This window comes from Bradyrhizobium elkanii USDA 76 (assembly GCF_023278185.1).
GTDB lineage: Bacteria > Pseudomonadota > Alphaproteobacteria > Rhizobiales > Xanthobacteraceae > Bradyrhizobium > Bradyrhizobium elkanii.
Genome location: NZ_CP066356.1, coordinates 718,157 through 734,738 on the forward strand (window position 1 = coordinate 718,157; position 16,582 = coordinate 734,738).

The 16,582-nt window shown below is 63.7% G+C and carries 13 protein-coding genes; 4 read left to right on the top strand and 9 right to left on the bottom strand.

All coding sequences use genetic code 11. From position 1 onward, the window contains the following. Positions 1-3: 3 nt before the first annotated feature. The 9 genes from JEY66_RS03310 to JEY66_RS03350 all read right to left on the bottom strand — a co-directional run bounded on the left by JEY66_RS03310 (position 4) and on the right by JEY66_RS03350 (position 9,859). Positions 4-1,230, bottom strand: coding sequence for an ABC transporter substrate-binding protein (locus JEY66_RS03310; RefSeq protein WP_018269099.1), 1,227 nt, complete (start codon positions 1,228-1,230; stop codon positions 4-6). A 160-nt stretch (positions 1,231-1,390) separates the two neighbouring features. After that, a complete protein-coding gene (locus JEY66_RS03315; protein WP_026191951.1) occupies positions 1,391-2,617 on the bottom strand; it encodes an ABC transporter substrate-binding protein in 1,227 nt (408 codons plus the stop codon). Positions 2,618-2,895: 278 nt separating this feature from the next. Then, positions 2,896-4,122, bottom strand: a complete 1,227-nt coding sequence (locus JEY66_RS03320) for an ABC transporter substrate-binding protein (RefSeq protein ID WP_018269097.1) — start codon at positions 4,120-4,122, stop codon at positions 2,896-2,898. Between the two features lie 117 nt (positions 4,123-4,239). Beyond that, on the bottom strand, positions 4,240-5,469 hold the full coding sequence (locus tag JEY66_RS03325) for an ABC transporter substrate-binding protein (RefSeq protein ID WP_018269096.1): 1,230 nt from the start codon (positions 5,467-5,469) through the stop codon (positions 4,240-4,242). A gap of 29 nt (positions 5,470-5,498) precedes the next feature. Continuing rightward, complete coding sequence (locus JEY66_RS03330; protein WP_026191950.1) at positions 5,499-6,521, bottom strand: branched-chain amino acid ABC transporter permease; 1,023 nt, start codon at positions 6,519-6,521, stop codon at positions 5,499-5,501. A 2-nt stretch (positions 6,522-6,523) separates the two neighbouring features. Further along, the gene (locus JEY66_RS03335; protein ID WP_016847577.1) at positions 6,524-7,402 is read right to left on the bottom strand and encodes a branched-chain amino acid ABC transporter permease; all 879 of its coding nucleotides are present in this window, start codon (positions 7,400-7,402) and stop codon (positions 6,524-6,526) included. A 13-nt stretch (positions 7,403-7,415) separates the two neighbouring features. Then, positions 7,416-8,129 (bottom strand): ABC transporter ATP-binding protein, encoded by a 714-nt coding sequence (locus tag JEY66_RS03340; protein WP_018269094.1) that lies wholly within the window; start codon positions 8,127-8,129, stop codon positions 7,416-7,418. Further along, positions 8,126-8,923: an ABC transporter ATP-binding protein gene (locus JEY66_RS03345; RefSeq protein WP_016847575.1), complete on the bottom strand. Its 798-nt coding sequence runs from the start codon at positions 8,921-8,923 to the stop codon at positions 8,126-8,128. The genes JEY66_RS03340 and JEY66_RS03345 overlap by 4 nt, the downstream gene beginning before the upstream one ends. A gap of 69 nt (positions 8,924-8,992) precedes the next feature. Continuing rightward, on the bottom strand, positions 8,993-9,859 hold the full coding sequence (locus tag JEY66_RS03350) for an IclR family transcriptional regulator (protein ID WP_018269093.1): 867 nt from the start codon (positions 9,857-9,859) through the stop codon (positions 8,993-8,995). Between the two features lie 170 nt (positions 9,860-10,029). On the opposite strand from JEY66_RS03350, the gene JEY66_RS03355 reads away from it, so the two are divergent. The 4 genes from JEY66_RS03355 to pimC all read left to right on the top strand — a co-directional run bounded on the left by JEY66_RS03355 (position 10,030) and on the right by pimC (position 16,533). Further along, complete coding sequence (locus JEY66_RS03355; RefSeq protein ID WP_018269092.1) at positions 10,030-12,126, top strand: 3-hydroxyacyl-CoA dehydrogenase NAD-binding domain-containing protein; 2,097 nt, start codon at positions 10,030-10,032, stop codon at positions 12,124-12,126. A 176-nt stretch (positions 12,127-12,302) separates the two neighbouring features. Beyond that, the gene (pimA, locus tag JEY66_RS03360) at positions 12,303-13,991 is read left to right on the top strand and encodes a dicarboxylate--CoA ligase PimA (RefSeq protein ID WP_016847571.1); all 1,689 of its coding nucleotides are present in this window, start codon (positions 12,303-12,305) and stop codon (positions 13,989-13,991) included. Then, positions 13,988-15,175 (top strand): acetyl-CoA C-acyltransferase, encoded by a 1,188-nt coding sequence (locus tag JEY66_RS03365; RefSeq protein WP_016847570.1) that lies wholly within the window; start codon positions 13,988-13,990, stop codon positions 15,173-15,175. Before pimA ends, JEY66_RS03365 begins: the two co-directional genes overlap by 4 nt. 167 nt (positions 15,176-15,342) lie before the next feature. Beyond that, on the top strand, positions 15,343-16,533 hold the full coding sequence (gene pimC / locus JEY66_RS03370; RefSeq protein WP_018269091.1) for a pimeloyl-CoA dehydrogenase large subunit: 1,191 nt from the start codon (positions 15,343-15,345) through the stop codon (positions 16,531-16,533). Positions 16,534-16,582: the final 49 nt, after the last annotated feature.

A 16,582-nucleotide genomic window follows, 5' to 3' on the forward strand; every position in this document is an offset into this window, starting at 1 on the left:
AAATCAGCCGCCGACGTCGGCGCTGATGACGTCGCCGAACAGTTCCCATTTCTCGCCCTTGAACTTCATCAGCTGCAGCTGGCTGATCGGCGCGAAATCGTTTGCCGCGGTGTTGATCTTGACGCCAGGCAGCAGCACCTCGGTGCGGAAGTCCTTCAGGCTTGCGGCCTGCTTCATGATGTTCTCGCGGGTCAGGTTGTCGCCGCACTGCTTCAGCACCTGGACCAGCGTCTGCGCCACGCCGAAGCCGACCACGGTGCCGCCGTCGAGCTTGTCGCCTTCGGGGAAGTCCTTGGCCATGAAGGCGTAGAACTCCTTCATGCCGGGGTCATTGTCCCATTGCTTGTCGGAAGCGTCCTTCAGGTAGGCGGCGGAGATGATGTCCTGCGCGTTCTCGAAGCCGGCCGGCTTGATCACGCTGCCGACCGAGGCCGACACGTTGTTGAGGAAGTGGGTCGGCTTCCAGCCGATCTCGGCGACCTTCTTGATCGCCTGGGCCGCGAATTTCGGCGTCGCGATGTCGATGAAGACGTCGGCGTTGCTCGCCTTCAGCTTGACGATGTTGCTGTCGATGGTCGGCTGCGAAGTCTCGAAGCTTTCTTCGGCGACGATCATGCTGGCGGCTTTCTGGCCGAGCCCGTCCTTCAGGCCCTTCAGATAGTCCTTGCCGTAATCGTCATTCTGGTAGAGCACGGCGATCTTGGCGTTCGGCATGTTCTTCAGGATGTATTTTGCGTAGATCTGGGTCTCGCTCTGGTAGTTGGGCTGCCAGCCCATGGTCCAGGGAAAATCCTTCGGGTCGTTCCACTTGGTGGCGCCGGTGGCGACGAACAGCTGCGGCACCTTCTTGGAGTTCATGTATTTCTGGATCGCCGAGTTCGACGGTGTGCCGAGCGAGTTGAAGATCAGCAGCACCTCGTCGCTCTCGACCAGCTTGCGGGCCTGTTCGACGGCCTTCGGCGGCGAGTAGGCGTCATCGTAGGAGATGAAGTTGATCTTGCGGCCATTGATGCCGCCGGCGTCGTTGATCTTCTTGAAATAGGCGGCCTCGGTGCGGCCGATGATGCCATAGGCGGACGCGGGGCCGCTGTAGGGCATGATGTTGCCGATCTTGATCTCGGTGTCGTTGGCGCCGCTGTCGTATTTCTTCTGGGCAAGCGCAGCGCTGCCGGATGTCGCGACGAGCGCGAGCGCGGCCCCGAGGACCGCAAGTCTTTTGGTGGCGGACATCTATGTCTCTCTCCCTGTTTGTCAGACGCATGTGTCTCGGCCCCCTTGCCTGGAGAGCTCTTTATTTGGCTGCAGTGATTATCATTTTGGGCGGTTCGCCTCAATGAGAAGCCCCTGCGACAATGCCGCAGGGGCCGTATCTTTGGTCGACCTTTCCGGCCTAGCCGCCGACGTCGGCGCTCAAGACCTCGCCGAAGCGCTCCCAGGTCTCGCCCTTGAAGCGGATCAATTGCAGTTGCGAGAGCGGCGCGAAATCGGTCGCCGAGGTGTTGACCTTGACGCCGGGCAGCAGGCCGCCGGGCTCGTAATCGCGAATGCTGGCCGCCTGCTTCATGATGTTCTCGCGGGTCAGATTGTCGCCGCAGGCCTTGAGCACGTGGACCAGTCCCTGCGAGACGATATAGGCGTACATCACCGAGGCATCGGCGCGGTTCGCTTCCGGATAGTACTTATCGAGGAATTCGTTCCAGGCGATCATCGCCTTGTCGGTCTTCCACTGCGCGTCGGTCGGATCCTTGAAGTATTGCGACGAGATGATGTCCTGGGCGTTCTCGAAGCCTGCCGGCTTGATCACGCTGCCGATCGATCCGGAGACGTTGTTGAGGAAGTGCAGCGGCTTCCAGTTGAGCTCGGCGTTCTTCTTGATCGCCTGCGCCGCGAATTTCGGCGTCGTGATGTTGAAGAACACGTCGGCGCCGGAGGCCTTCAGCCTCACGATGTGGGAATCGATGGTTGGCTCCGTTACCTCGTAGCTGTCCTCGGCGACGATCATTGACGCTGCCTTGGCGCCGAGCCCGTCCTTGAATCCCTTCAGATAGTCCTTGCCGTAGTCGTCGTTCTGGTAGAGCACCGCGATTTTGGCGTCCGGCTTGTTCTTCAGGATGTACTTTGCATAGATGATGGACTCGCTCTGGTAGTTGGGCTGCCAGCCCATCGTCCAGGGGAATTCCTTCGGGTCGTTCCACTTGGTGGCGCCTGTGGCGACGAACAGTTGCGGCACCTTCTTCTGGTTCATGTATTTCTGGATCGCCGAGTTCGGCGGTGTGCCGAGCGAATTGAAGATCAGCAGCACTTCGTCGCTCTCGACGAGTTTGCGCGCCTGCTCGACGGTCTTCGGCGGCGTGTACGCGTCGTCGTAGCTGATGAAGTTGATCTTGCGGCCGTTGATGCCGCCCTCGGCGTTGATCTTCCGGAAATAGGCCTCCTCGGTCTTGCCGATCACGCCATAGGCGGAGGCCGCCCCGCTGTAAGGCATGATGTTGCCGATCTTGATCTCGGTATCGCTGGCGCCGGTGTCGTATTTCTTCTGGGCAAGCGCAGCGCTGCCGGATGCGGCGACGAGCGCAAGCGCAGCAGCAAATGCCGTCAATTGTCGTATTCCAGACATGCCGTTTCTCTCCCTGATTGCAGATGATGTGTCGTGGCCCCCTGTTTCGAGAGCTCATTGTTGGTCGTAAAAACTATCATCTTACCTGGGGTGTCTCAATGAAAAGCCCCTGCGGCGTTGCCGCAGGGGCTGCGTCTTTAGTCGATCACCCTCAAGGCGGGCCGCTGCTCAAAAATCCGCCAACGCGCTGGCTTGTGCGCCGCGCCAACCGCAGAGATTGCGGTCGGGTAAAGCGGCGCCGTTGAGTTGAGCGCGGATCGAACAGACCGGCGTGCCGATCAGTTGCTCAGATTGCTCGAAATGATGTCCCCGAACAGCTCCCATTTTTCGCCCTTGAACCGCATCAAGCGCAGTTGCTTGATCGGCGCGAAATCGGTGGCCGACGTGTTGATGCTGATACCCGGCAGCAGCGTATCGGGGACATAATCCTTCAGGCTTGTGGCCTGCTTCATGACATTGGCGCGGGTGAGGTCGTCACCGCACATCTCCAGCACCTTCACCATGGTCTGCGCGGCGGCGTAACCGAAGGCGGTGGCGCCGTCGAGCTTGTTGGCGTCCGGATAATTCTTCTTGAGGAAGGCGAGGAATTTCTCCATGCCGGGATCCTTGTCCCACTGCGGATCGGCGCCGTCCTTGAGATAGGACGCCGACAGGATACCCTGCGCATTCTCGAAGCCCGCCGGCTGCATCACGCCGCCGACGGAGGCCGAGACATTGGCGACGATCTGCAATGGCGTCCACGCGATCTCGGCGGCCTTCTTGATCGCCTGTGCCGCGAATTTCGGTGTCGTGATGCTGACGAAGGTGTCGGCACCGGCGGCCTTCAGCTTGACGATGTGACTGTCGATCGTGGGCTCGGATGTCTCGTAGGCCTCCTCGGCGACGATCATCGATGCCTTGTCGCCGAAGGCGTCCTTCAGGCCCTTGAGGTAGTCCTTGCCGAAATCGTCGTTCTGGTAGAGCACGGCGACCTTGGCGTCGGGCTTGTGCTTCATGATGTATTTTGCGTAGACCCGCGCCTCGTCCTGGTAGGACGGTTGCCAGCCCATGGTCCACGGATAATCTTTCGGGTCGTTCCACTTCGAGGCGCCGGAAGCGATGAACAGCTGCGGCACCTGCTTCTCGTTCATGTATTTCCGGATCGCCGCGTTGCTCGCGGTGCCGACCGAGCCGAACAGCAGCAGCACCTCGTCGTTCTCGACCAGCTTGCGCGCCTGCTCCACCGTCTTGGGCGGCGAGTAGCCATCATCGTAGGAGATGAACTTGATCTTGCGGCCGTGGATGCCGCCGGCATCGTTGATCATCCTGAAGTAGGCCGCCTCGGTCTTGCCGATCACCCCGTAGGCCGACGCGGGACCGCTGTAGGGCATGGTGTTGCCGATCTTGATCTCGGTGTCGCTGGCCCCGGTGTCGTATCTCTTCTGCGCCTGCGCGACACTGCAGTTCGTCAGGATCAGAGCGAATGCGGACAGCAGCGCCGCCAGGGACGGGCGTACGGCAGTCATGGTTTCCCCCACCTCGGGCTCTTGTTTCGGGTATTCAATACCATCGGCGCAGGGCGTCAACAAAAAGCCCCCGCGACGGATATCGCGGAGGCTGTGTTCTATTCCCGCAGTGCAACGTCACTCGGAGGGGACGTCGCCGGAAATGATGTCACCGAACAGTTCCCATTTCTGACCCTTGAAACGCTGCATCTGCAACTGGGCGATCGGGGCGAAGTCGGTGGCCGAGGTGTTGATCTTGACGCCGGGCAGCAGGGTGTCGGGCGTAAAGTCCTTCAGGCTCGCCGCCTGCTTCATGACGTTGGCGCGGGTGAGATCGTCGCCGCACATTTCGAGCACCTTGGCGAGCGTCTGTGCGGCGCCATAGCCGTACACATAGCCGCCGTCGGTCTTGTCGGCGCCCGGCATGTACTTGTCGAGAAACTCGGCCCACTTCTTCATGCCGGGGTCGTTGGTCCACTGTGTGTCGGCGCCGTCCTTGGCATAGGCCGCCGACAACACGCCTTGCGCGTTGTCGAAGCCGGCCGGCTGCATCACGCTGCCGACCGAGGCCGACACGTTGGTGATGATCTGCAGCGGCTTCCAGCCGAGTTCGGCGGTCTTCTTGATGGTCTGCGCGCCGAACTTCGGCGTGGTGTAGATCAGCAGCACGTCGGGATTGGCGGCCTTGATCTTGACGATGTGGCCGTCGATCGACGGCTCCGAAATCTCATAGCTCTCCTCCATGATGATGCTGGAGGCCGCCTTGGCGCCAAAGCCGTCCTTGGTGCCCTTGAGGTAGTCTTTGCCGAAATCGTCGTTCTGATAGAGGATCGCGATCTTGGCGTCGGGCTTCTCCTTCATCAGCCACTTGGCGTAGATCTGCGCTTCGCTCTGATAGCTCGGCTGCCAGCCCATGGTCCACGGGAAGTTCTTCGGGTCGTTCCACTTGGTGGCGCCGGTCGCGACGAACAGCTGCGGGATCTTCTTGGAATTCAGGTATTTCTGGATCGCGGTGTTGGACGGGGTGCCGAGCGGGTTGAAGACGAGCAACACCTCGTCGCTCTCGACCAGCTTGCGCACCTGCTCGACCGCTTTCGGCGGCGAATAGGCGTCGTCATAGCTGACGAAATTGACCTTGCGGCCGTTGATGCCGCCGCGATCGTTGATCATCTTGAAGTAGGCTTCTTCGGTCTTGCCGATCACGCCGTAGGCGGAGGCCGGTCCCGAATAGGGGATGATGTTGCCGACCTTGATCTCGGTATCGCTTGCGCCGGTGTCGTATTTCTTTTGGGCGAATGCGGCAGTGGACGTCGCGGCAACAGCGACGATCGCCGCGGAAATCGCGGCGATCCGAACGGTAGAAAGCATAATATCTCCTGGTTTGCTTCTATAGGCTGTCAGTTTTTCTTGAACTTTGCGGCCAGTTGGTGGGCAACGATCGCAACCTGCCTGGCGCCGTGCGGCACGAGGAAGATGACGAGGAACAGCAGCACGCCGAACACCGCGCCCGAAAGGCCCTTCGAAATACCCTCGGCGATGTTGGGCACGAAGATGATGAAGGCGGAGCCCACGATCGAGCCGGGCAGCCAGCCGACGCCGCCGACCACCATGCCGAGGAACAGCGAGATCGCGAGCTGGATGGTGTAGCCGTCGGGCGCCACGAACTGCACCGCGATGGCGCCGAGACCGCCGGCAACGCCGGTGATGCCGGCCGAGACGCCGAATGCCAGCGTCTTGTACAGCGCGACGTCGACACCCATCGCGGAGGCCGCGATCTCGTTGTCGCGGATCGCCATGAAGGCGCGGCCGGAGCGCGAGCGCAGCAGGTTCACCGAGGCGACGTAGATCGCGATGGTGACGACCAGCGTGAAGTAATACAGCCACATGTCCTGCGACAGCGGCAGGCCGAACGGGGCGTCCGGCTTGGTGACCACGAGGCCCTGCACGCCGCCGGTCCAGTGCTCGAAATAGCCGAGCTTGAGCAGCTGCGGCATCGCGGTGGCGAGGGCGAAGGTCGCGAGCGCCAGGTAGACGCCGGAAAGCCGCAGCGCCGGCTGGCCGAACAGGAAGCCGAAGCCGAAGCAGATGACGCCGGCGATCGGCAGCGTGAGGGCATAGTTCATGCCCGCATGCTCCATCAGGATCGCCGAGGTATAGGCGCCGACGGCATAGAACGCGCTCTGGCCGAGCGAGAACTGGCCGCTTCCGCCGGTCAGGATGTTGAGCGCCAGCACCGCAAGGCCGTAGATCAGAAGCATCGTCATCTGGAAGATGATGAAGTTCTTCACGAACAGCGGGATCAGGACCAGCGCGGCAAGCACCACAAGCGACGTGCCATAGCCGAGCGTCATGGCACGCTTCGGAACCGCCTCTACGGCCTGGCCTTCGGTGACGACTTCGACTTCTTCAGCGGCGCTCATGATCAAACTCGCTTCACGATGGCGCGGCCGAACAGGCCTGCCGGTTTCACGACCAGGACGACGATGATCAGCGCAAGCGCGATCGGAAGTTTCAGCTCATTGCCGACGCCGGGGATGTAGGTGCCGACGAGGTTCTCGAAGACGCCGACCAGGAAGCCGCCCATGACGGCGCCGAACGGGCTCGACAGGCCGCCGAGCACGGCCGCGGCAAACCCGTAGATCAGTACGCCGAGCATCATGTTCGGCTCGAGGAACACCACCGGTGCGATCATCATGCCGGCGATCGAGCCGATCGCGGATGCCATGCCCCAGCCCAGCGCGATCATCCACGAGGTGTTGATGCCGACGAGGCGCGCCGATTCCGGCAGCGAGGCTGCGGCGCGCATCGCCAAACCCACCCGGGTGAAGCGGAAGAAGAAGAACAGCAGGAGCAGCATCAACAGCGTGATGCCGATCATGCCGGCCTGGTGGGTCGAGATCAGCTGGCTGCCGAGGAACGGCGAGGAGCCGAACGGCGTCGGATACTGCTTGATGGTGAAGTCCCAGATCAGGCCGGCGACCGAGTTGATGATCGCGTAGAGTGCGATGAAGCCGGCGACGTTGGTCAGGATCGGCGCCTTCGCCAGCGGCTTGAACAGCAGCCGCTCGATGACGATGCCGGCGAGGAACGAGAACGCGACGGTGAGCACGAAGGCGCCCCAGTACGGCACGCCCCATTGCATCAGCTGCCAGGACACGAAGGTCGAGAACATCGCCATTTCGCCCTGGGCGAAATTCAGATGGTCGATGGCCTGGTAGATCATGACCACCGCGAGCGCCATGCAGGCATAGATCGCGCCGGTGGCGATGCCGGCCAGGACCTGGTTGGCAAAAAGCTCCATTGTGCCAGCTCCCTCAGTAGCCGAGATAGGATTTGCGGACGTCTTCGTTGTTCGCGATGTCCTTGGCATTGCCCGACATCACGATCCGTCCGGTTTCGATCACATAGGCCTGGTCGGCGAGCTCGAGCGCGAGCTGCGCATTCTGCTCGACCACCAGGATGGTCACCTTTTCCTCGCGATTGATCTTGCCGAGGATGCGGAACAGGTCGCGCACGATCAGCGGCGCAAGGCCGAACGACGGCTCGTCGAGCAGCATCAGGCGCGGCCGCAGCATCAGCGCGCGCGCCACAGCGAGCATCTGCTGCTCGCCGCCGGACAGCGTGCCGGCCTGCTGGGTGTAGCGCTGCTTCAGCACCGGGAAATGCTCGTACATCCGCTCGATGTCGGCGCCGATCGCCTTCTTGTCGGCGCGGCTGATGGCGCCGAGCTGCAGGTTCTCCTCCACCGTCATGTTGGTGAAGGTGCCGCGGCCCTGCGGCACATGGGCGATGCCGAGGCGGACCACGTTCTCGGTCGAGCGCGTGCCGATCGGCTTGCCCTCGAACTCGATCGCGCCGGTCGAACGCACCATGTTGCAGATCGCCCGCAGCGTCGTGGTCTTGCCGGCGCCGTTGGCGCCGAGCAGGGTGGTCAGCGAGCCCTCGTTGAGCGAGAAGTTGAGGCCGTGCAGGGCCTGGACCTGGCCGTAATAGGCGCGCAGGTCCTTGACGTTGAGCATCGTGGTCATTGGTCCTTGCTCCCCAGATAGGCCTTGATGACGTCGGGGTCGGCCTGGACCTGGGCCGGTGTGCCTTCGGCAAGCTTGCGGCCGAAATTGAGCGCGACGACGTGGTCGGCGATCGACATCACGAGACCCATGTGATGCTCGACCAGCAGCACGGTGATCTTGCGGTCGTCGCGGATTTTGCGGATCAGGTCGCCGAGCACATAGACTTCCTCGTGATTGAGGCCGCCGGCCGGCTCGTCGAGCAGCAGGATCTTCGGGTCCGCGGCCAGGGCGCGCGCCAGTTCGACGCGCTTCTGTGTGCCGAACGGAAGTCCGGAGACCACGGTGTGGGCGACGTCCTCGAGATCGAGATAGCCGAGGATGTCGTGCACCTTCTTGTTCATGTCGGTCTCGCCGCGGCGGACCCAGGCGAGGCGCAGCGAGTCGCTGACGATGTCGCTCGAGGTGCGCGCATGCGCGCCGACGCGCACATTGTCGATCACGGACAGGTTGGGAAACAGCGCGACGTTCTGGAAGGTGCGGCCGATGCCGATCTCGGCGATCCGGTGCGGCGGGCGCGACAGGATGCTCTTGCCTTCCATCAGGATGTCGCCGGACGACGGCTGATAGAGCCGCGACAGGCAATTGAACAGCGTCGTCTTGCCGGCGCCGTTCGGCCCGATCAGCCCGAGGATCTGTCCGTGGCGCATGTCGAACGACACGCCGTTCAGTGCGATGATGCCGCCGAACACGACGCTGACGTCGCGAACCGCGAGCAAGGGATCATTCCCTTGCGCGAGCTGTGCCTGCGTCATCTCGTCTCGCCCGCCATCATCGAGCGGTGCGAGCGGCCCTGCGATGCGTTTCGCTGGACGTGATGGAGGCTATCTGATCCCCTCGGCCAAACGTGCAACTTTCCCTCCTACTCTGGTCTTTTTGCGTTCTTCTTTTTTGGATTGCGGCGCCATTCCACCGAGCGCCTGCTCGATGTTCCTTACCATCGCCACAAGACGAGGTCCAATGTCGTTGAGCAATCTGTCTTCCGTGAAGCGGAATGCCGGCGCGCCGCAATTGAAGGCATACGGACCGGTTCCGTCGTTCAATCTCAATGCAACGCCGACTGCGGCGACGTCGTTCTGCCAGTCGCCTGCGGACATCGTGAAGCCGTGCTTCGCGACCGTCTCGCCGGAGCGCTCGATGCCGTCGCGCATCTTGGCCCAGCGGCTGCCGTAGTGATCGCGCAGCTCGCGCAGTAAAGCCGCGCGTTCGTCGGGCGGCAACGCCCAAATATAGGCACGTCCCATCGCGGTGGTTGCGATCGGCACCCGCGAGCCGACGTCGAGTTGCACGCCGAGCGCCAGGCCGTTCCGGCTCTGGCCGAAATAGATCATGCTGTGGCGGTCGCGGCCGCCGACGGCGACCGCGCCGCCGGTCGCGCGCATCACTTCTTCTCGATAGGGCTCGGACAAATGCCGAACGCCGAGATTGGCGAGTGCGGCGTAGCCGAGTGCCATCGCCGACGGCGCGAGCTGGTACTTCTCGAACTTCGGTACAGGTGTAAGGTATCCCAGCTTGGTGAGCGTGTAGGTCAGTCGGGAAATGGTTGGCTTCGGTAACTTGGTGCGGGCTGCAATCTCCTGATTGCCGAGCAGCCCGTCATTGGGCTGGAATGCGCGCAGGACGTCCAGTCCGCGGGAAAGCGCGACGACGAAATTGCGATCGGTCGCTGCTTTCTTGCTAGCGCGCTTCATTCCCTGCCCTTGTCATGCTCGTTGACAAGGCACGTGCTTCAAAATAACCCTCCATGTCAAGATGTGGAATTAAATTTCGCAGTGCGAAATTGGTCTAAACGTAGCGGCTCAACGCAAGTCGTGCAGCTACTCAACGCAAGTCCAAGAACAAGCATCCAGGGAGAGTCCCGGTGAGTGAAGTCGTCAAGCTCGAACGTCATGACAATATTGCCGTCGTCACGGTTAACAGTCCGCCTGTGAATGCCCTGAGCGCCGCGGTGCGCGGCGGCATCTTCGAATGCATCAAGAGCGCGATCGATGACGCGCAGGTTCAGGGCATCGTGCTGACCTGCGCCGGCCGCACCTTCATCGCCGGCGCCGACATCACCGAATTCGGCAAGCCGCCGAAGCCGCCCGGGCTCGCCGAAGTGCTGAGCCTGATGGAGAGTTCGCCGAAGCCGATCGTTGCCGCGATCCACGGCACCGCGCTCGGCGGTGGCCTCGAGGTCGCGCTGGCCTGTCATTATCGTGTCGCCACCAAGGACGCCAAGCTCGGTCTGCCCGAGGTGAAGCTCGGCCTGCTGCCGGGCGCCGGCGGCACCCAGCGCCTGCCGCGCGCGGTCGGCCCCGAGCTTGCGGTCAAGATGATCGTCGGCGGCGATCCGATCGGCGCGGACGCGGCGCTGAAGGCCGGGCTGATCGAAGAGATCGTCGAGGGACCGGCCTCGGGCGGTGAGGCATTTGCACGCAAGGTGCTCGCCGAGAAGCGTCCGCTGCGCAAGCTGCGCGATGACGACAGCAAGCTCGCTGCGGCCAAGGCCGATCGTTCGATCTTCACCAATGCCGTCGCTGCGCTGACCAAGAAGTCGCGCGGTCTCGAGGCGCCGTTCGCCGCGGCCGACGCCGTCGGCGCCGCGATCGACCTGCCGTTCGATGAGGGCCTGAAGAAGGAGCGCGAGGGCTTCCTCAAGCTGATGAACGGCGACCAGTCCAAGGCGCAGCGCTACGCCTTCTTCGCCGAGCGCGAAGCCGCCAAGATCTCCGGTGTCCCCGAGGGCACCAAGGGCCGCAACGTGGCACGCGTCGCCATTCTCGGTGCCGGCACCATGGGCGGCGGCATCGCGATGTCGTTCGCCAATGCCGGCATCCCGGTCACCCTGATCGAGACCGGCGAGGAGCAGCTCAAGCGCGGCATGGGCATCATGCAGAAGAACTACGAGGCGACCGCCGCGCGCGGTGGCATCCCGGCGGACGCGCCCGCCAAGCGCATGGCGCTGATCAACGGCGTCGTCGGCATCGAGAACGTCGGCGACGCCGATCTCGTGATCGAGGCGGTGTTCGAGACCATGGCGGTCAAGAAGGAAGTGTTCGGCAAGCTCGACCAGTATGCCAAGCCGGGCGCGGTGCTGGCCTCCAACACCTCCTATCTCAACATCGACGAGATCGCGAAGTCGACCAAGCGTCCGCAGGACGTGCTCGGCATGCACTTCTTCTCGCCGGCCAACGTCATGAAGCTCTGCGAGATCGTGCGCGCCGACAAGACCGCGCCGGACGCGCTGGTCACCGCCGTCTCGATCGCCCGCAAGATCGCCAAGGTGCCGGCCGTGGTCGGCGTCTGCGACGGCTTCGTCGGCAACCGCATGCTGGCGCAGCGTGGCAAGCAGTCCGAGAAGCTGCTGTTCGAGGGCGCCCTGCCGCAGCAGGTGGACGCCGTGGTGACGAAGTTCGGCATGCCGATGGGCCCGTTCGCGATGGGCGATCTCGCCGGTCTTGATATCGGCTGGCGCTCGCGCAAGGACCGCGGCATCAAGTCGGAGATCGCCGACGCGCTCTGCGAGGCCGGCCGCTTCGGCCAGAAGACCGGCAAGGGCTACTACAAGTACGAGCCCGGCTCGCGCGCGGCGCTGCCGGATCCCGAGGTCGAGAAACTGATCGACGAAACGCTGGCGCGCCTCGGTCGCAAGAAGCGCGTCGTCAGCGATGACGAGATCCTCGAGCGCATGATGTACCCGATGATCAACGAAGGCGCGAAGATCCTCGCCGAGGGCATTGCGGCGCGTCCGTCGGATATCGACGTGGTCTGGCTCTATGGCTATGGCTGGCCGATCTATCGCGGCGGTCCGATGTTCTGGGCCGACACCGTCGGCCTCAAGCACATCGCCGATCGCCTGGCCTTCTACGCCAAGGAGACCAACGATCCCTCGCTCGAGCCGGCGCCGCTGCTCAAGAAGCTCGCCGACGAGGGCAAGACCTTCGCCTCGCTCGCCGCGCCGTCGAAGGCGGCGTGATCTTTCTTGGGGCCGCTGGCTCGGTGTTCGGGTTCCCTCTCCCCTTGTGGGAGAGGGTTAGGGAGAGGGGTGGCCGCATCGGGACTTCCCGTGTGGACCCCCTTCCCCAACCCCTCCCCACAAGGGGGAGGGGAGCCCACACGCCGGTGCTCACCTAACAGGTGTTGAACGTTTCCATGACCTATCCCGGCGAACAATATTATCCCAACGGCGTGCGGTGGAGCGACGAGATCACGCGCGGCACGCTGCCGGATCTGCTCTCGAGCGCCGCCGCCGAGTTCGGCGCGCGCGCGGTGCTCGAATTCCGCGACCGGCCGATCAGCTACGCCGAGCTGGAGGCCCTGGTCGAGACCGCTGCTGCGGCCTTCATGCGGGCCGGCTACGGCAAGGGCACGTCGGTCGCGCTGTTCCTCGGCAATTCGCCTGACCATCCGATCAATTTCTTCGGCGCGCTGAAAGCGGGCGCCCGCGTCGTGCATCTGTCGCCGCTCGACGGCGAGATTGCGCTGTCGCACAAACTCTCCGACTCCGGCGCGCGGGTGCTGGTCACCAGCAATCTCTCGGCGCTGTTGCCGACCGCGCTGAAATTCCTAGCCAAGGGTCTGCTCGACCGTCTGATCGTCTGCGAGGACGACAATTGGGGCAAGGTCGGCACGCCGCAAACCGCGCTGCCCGACGATCCTGCCATCATCACGCACCGCCAGTTCATCGACGGCGCGACCAGGCCGTCGCAATGGCCGGTGGTCGACGTCGAGGACGTCGCGCTGCTGCAATATACCGGCGGCACCACGGGCCTGCCCAAGGGCGCCATGCTCAGCCACGGCAATCTCACCGCGGCGGTGTCGATCTACGACGTCTGGGGCAAGCCCGGGCGGCTCGAACGCAATGCGATCGAGCGCGTGATCTGCGTGCTGCCGCTGTTTCACATCTACGCGCTGACCGTCGTGCTGCTGTCGGCGATCCGGCGCGGCCATCTGATCTCGCTGCACCAGCGCTTCGATGTCGAAGCCGTGATGCGCGACATCGAGGTCAAGCGCGCGACGGTGTTTCCCGGCGTGCCGACGATGTGGATCGCGATCGCCTCGCTGCCCGATCTCGACAAGCGCGATCTCTCTTCGCTGGTGGTCGCCGGCTCCGGCGGCGCGCCGCTGCCGGTCGAGGTCGCGAAGATCTTCGAGCGCCGCGTCGGCATGAAGCTGAAGAGCGGCTGGGGCATGACCGAGACCTGCTCGCCGGGCACCGGCCATCCCAAGGAGGGGCCGGAGAAGCCGGGCTCGATCGGGCTGATGCTGCCCGGCATCGAGATGGACGTGGTGTCGCTGGAGGATACCACCAGGGTGATGCCGGTCGGCGAGGTCGGTGAAATCCGCATCCGCGGTCCGAACGTCACCAAGGGCTACTGGAACAGGCCGGCGGAGACCGCGGAGGCCTTCGTCGGCGACCGCTTCCTCACCGGCGACATCGGCTACATGGATGCCGACGGCTATTTCTATCTGGTCGACCGCAAGAAGGACATGATCATCTCCGGCGGCTTCAACGTCTATCCGCAGATGATCGAGCAGGCGATCTACACCCATCCCGCCGTGCAAGAGGTGATCGTGATCGGCATTCCCGACGATTACCGCGGCGAGGCGGCAAAGGCCTTCATCAAGCTGCGCGACGGGCAGCCGGCGTTCTCGATCGACGAGTTGCGCGCGTTCCTCACCGGCAAGGTCGGCAAGCACGAACTGCCGGCGGCGGTCGAGTTCGTCGATGAGCTGCCGCGCACCCCGGTCGGGAAGCTGTCGCGTCACGAATTGCGCCAGCAACAGCCCAAAACATCTCAATCCAAACCACAGCAGACTGCATCAGGATCCCGCTCATGACCGACGCCGTTATCGTCTCCACCGCCCGCACGCCGATCGGCAAGGCCTATCGCGGCGCGCTCAACGTCACCGAGGGCGCGACCTTGCTCGGGCACGCGATCGGCGAAGCGGTGGCGCGCGCCAAGGTCGATCCGAAGGAGATCGAGGACGTGGTGATGGGCGCGGCGATGCAGCAGGGCGCGACCGGCGGCAACATCGCGCGCAAGGCGCTGCTCCGCGCCGGGCTGCCGGTGAGCGTTGCCGGCACCACGATCGACCGTCAGTGCGCCTCCGGCCTGCAGGCGATCGCGCTTGCCGCGCGCTCGGTGATCTTCGACGGCGTCGAGATCGCGGTCGGCGGCGGCGGCGAGTCGATCTCGCTGGTGCAGAATGACAAGATGAACTCGTTCCACGCCCAGGATCCGGCGCTGCTCAAGATCAAGGGCGAGGTCTACATGCCGATGATCGACACCGCCGAGATCGTCGCCAAGCGCTACAACATCTCGCGCGAGAAGCAGGACGAGTATGGGCTCGAAAGCCAGCGCCGCACCGCGGCTGCGCAGCAGGGCGGCAAGTTCAAGGAAGAGCTCGCGCCGATCACCACCATGATGGCGGTCACCGACAAGGCGACCGGTGCCGTCACGATGAAGGAGGTAACGCTGTCGCAGGACGAAGGTCCGCGGCCGGAGACCACGGCCGAAGGGCTTGCCAGCCTCAAGCCGGTGCGCGGCGAGGGCTTCACCATTACCGCCGGCAATGCCAGCCAGCTCTCGGACGGCGCCAGCGCCTCCGTGATCATGAGCGACAAGGAAGCCGCCAAGCGCGGGCTGAAGCCGCTCGGCATCTTCCGCGGCTTCGTCTCCGCCGGCTGCGAGCCGGACGAGATGGGCATCGGCCCGGTGTTCGCGGTGCCGCGGCTGCTGAAGCGCCATGGCCTCAAGGTCGACGACATCGATCTCTGGGAGCTCAACGAGGCGTTCGCGGTGCAGGTGCTCTATTGCCGCGACAAGCTCGGCATCGATCCGGAGAAGATCAACGTCAATGGCGGCGCGATCTCGGTCGGCCATCCCTACGGCATGTCGGGTGCGCGGCTCACCGGCCACGCGCTGATCGAGGGCCGCCGCCGCAAGGCCAAATACGCCGTCGTCACCATGTGCGTCGGTGGCGGCATGGGCGCGGCCGGCCTGTTCGAGGTGCTGCAGTAACTCACCGTCGTCCTGGCGAAAGCCAGGACCCATACCCCGCGGCCGGGGTAAGGGGCACGGACGGCAGTCGCCTTCGCAGGACAACGAAGGCCGGTGGTAATGGGTCCTGGCTTTCGCCAGGACGACAACGAAACAAGACGTTAGGTTTCGCTCAAAAGGAGGATCCGATGGATCTCGCTTTCACCAAGGAAGAGATAGCGTTTCGCGAGGAGGTACGGGAGTTCTTCAAGAACAACGTGCCGCCGGAGACCCGGCGCAAGCTGCAGGAAGGCCGCCATCTGTCGAAGGACGAGATGGTCACCTGGTGGCGCATCCTCAACAAGAAGGGCTGGGGCGTCACCCACTGGCCGAAGGAATATGGCGGCACCGGCTGGAGCACCGTGCAGCACTACATCTTCAACGAGGAGCTGCAGTCCTATCCCGCGCCGCAGCCGCTCGCCTTCGGCGTCAGCATGGTCGGCCCGGTCATCTACACCTTCGGCAACGAGAAGCAGAAGAAGGAATATCTGCCGCGGATCGCCAATGTCGACGACTGGTGGTGCCAGGGCTTCTCGGAGCCGGGCTCGGGTTCGGACCTCGCGTCGCTGAAGACCAAGGCCGAGCGCCGTGGCGACAAGTGGATCATCAACGGCCAGAAGACCTGGACCACGCTCGCCCAGCACGCCGACATGATCTTCTGCCTCTGCCGCACCGATCCGGCCGCGAAGAAGCAGATGGGCATCTCCTTCATCGTGTTCAGCATGAAGTCGAAGGGCGTCACCGTGCGCCCGATCCAGACCATCGACGGCGGCCACGAGGTCAACGAGGTGTTCTTCGACGACGTCGAGGTGCCCTACGAGAACCTGATCGGCGAGGAGAACAAGGGCTGGGATTACGCCAAGTTCCTGCTCGGCAATGAGCGCACCGGCATCGCCCGGGTCGGCGTGTCGAAGGAGCGGCTGCGCCGCATCCGCGCGCTGGCCTCCAAGGTCGAGTCCGGCGGCCGTCCGGTGATCGAGGATCCGGCGTTCCGCGAGAAGCTCACGGCCTGCGAGATCGAGCTGAAGGCGCTCGAGCTGACCCAGCTCCGCGTCGTCGCCGACGAGGGCAAGCACGGCAAGGGCAAGCCCAATCCGGCCTCCTCGGTGCTCAAGATCAAGGGCTCGGAGATCCAGCAGACCACGACCGAGCTGCTGATGGAGATCATCGGTCCGTTCGCCGCGCCCTATGACGAGCACGGCGACGCCGGCTCCAACGAGAGCATGGATTGGACCGCGCAGATCGCGCCGAGCTACTTCAACAACCGCAAGGTTTCGATCTACGGCGGCTCCAACGAGATCCAGCGCAACATCATCAGCAAGGCCGTGCTGGGGCTGTAAGCCACAAGTTCGATGTCGTCCTCCGCGCATGCCCCGCCTTCGCGGGGAT

Bases quoted from the DNA above. Each gene is read 5' to 3' on its own strand.
- JEY66_RS03340 (WP_018269094.1), bottom strand. From the start codon at position 8,129: ATGACCACGATGCTCAACGTCAAGGACCTGCGCGCCTATTACGGCCAG.
- JEY66_RS03350 (WP_018269093.1), bottom strand. From the start codon at position 9,859: ATGAAGCGCGCTAGCAAGAAAGCAGCGACCGATCGCAATTTCGTCGTC.
- pimC (WP_018269091.1), top strand. From the start codon at position 15,343: ATGGATCTCGCTTTCACCAAGGAAGAGATAGCGTTTCGCGAGGAGGTA.
- JEY66_RS03365 (WP_016847570.1), top strand. From the start codon at position 13,988: ATGACCGACGCCGTTATCGTCTCCACCGCCCGCACGCCGATCGGCAAG.
- JEY66_RS03320 (WP_018269097.1), bottom strand. From the start codon at position 4,122: ATGACTGCCGTACGCCCGTCCCTGGCGGCGCTGCTGTCCGCATTCGCT.
- pimA (WP_016847571.1), top strand. From the start codon at position 12,303: ATGACCTATCCCGGCGAACAATATTATCCCAACGGCGTGCGGTGGAGC.
- JEY66_RS03310 (WP_018269099.1), bottom strand. From the start codon at position 1,230: ATGTCCGCCACCAAAAGACTTGCGGTCCTCGGGGCCGCGCTCGCGCTC.
- JEY66_RS03315 (WP_026191951.1), bottom strand. From the start codon at position 2,617: ATGTCTGGAATACGACAATTGACGGCATTTGCTGCTGCGCTTGCGCTC.
- JEY66_RS03330 (WP_026191950.1), bottom strand. From the start codon at position 6,521: ATGAGCGCCGCTGAAGAAGTCGAAGTCGTCACCGAAGGCCAGGCCGTA.
- JEY66_RS03345 (WP_016847575.1), bottom strand. From the start codon at position 8,923: ATGACGCAGGCACAGCTCGCGCAAGGGAATGATCCCTTGCTCGCGGTT.
- JEY66_RS03335 (WP_016847577.1), bottom strand. From the start codon at position 7,402: ATGGAGCTTTTTGCCAACCAGGTCCTGGCCGGCATCGCCACCGGCGCG.
- JEY66_RS03325 (WP_018269096.1), bottom strand. From the start codon at position 5,469: ATGCTTTCTACCGTTCGGATCGCCGCGATTTCCGCGGCGATCGTCGCT.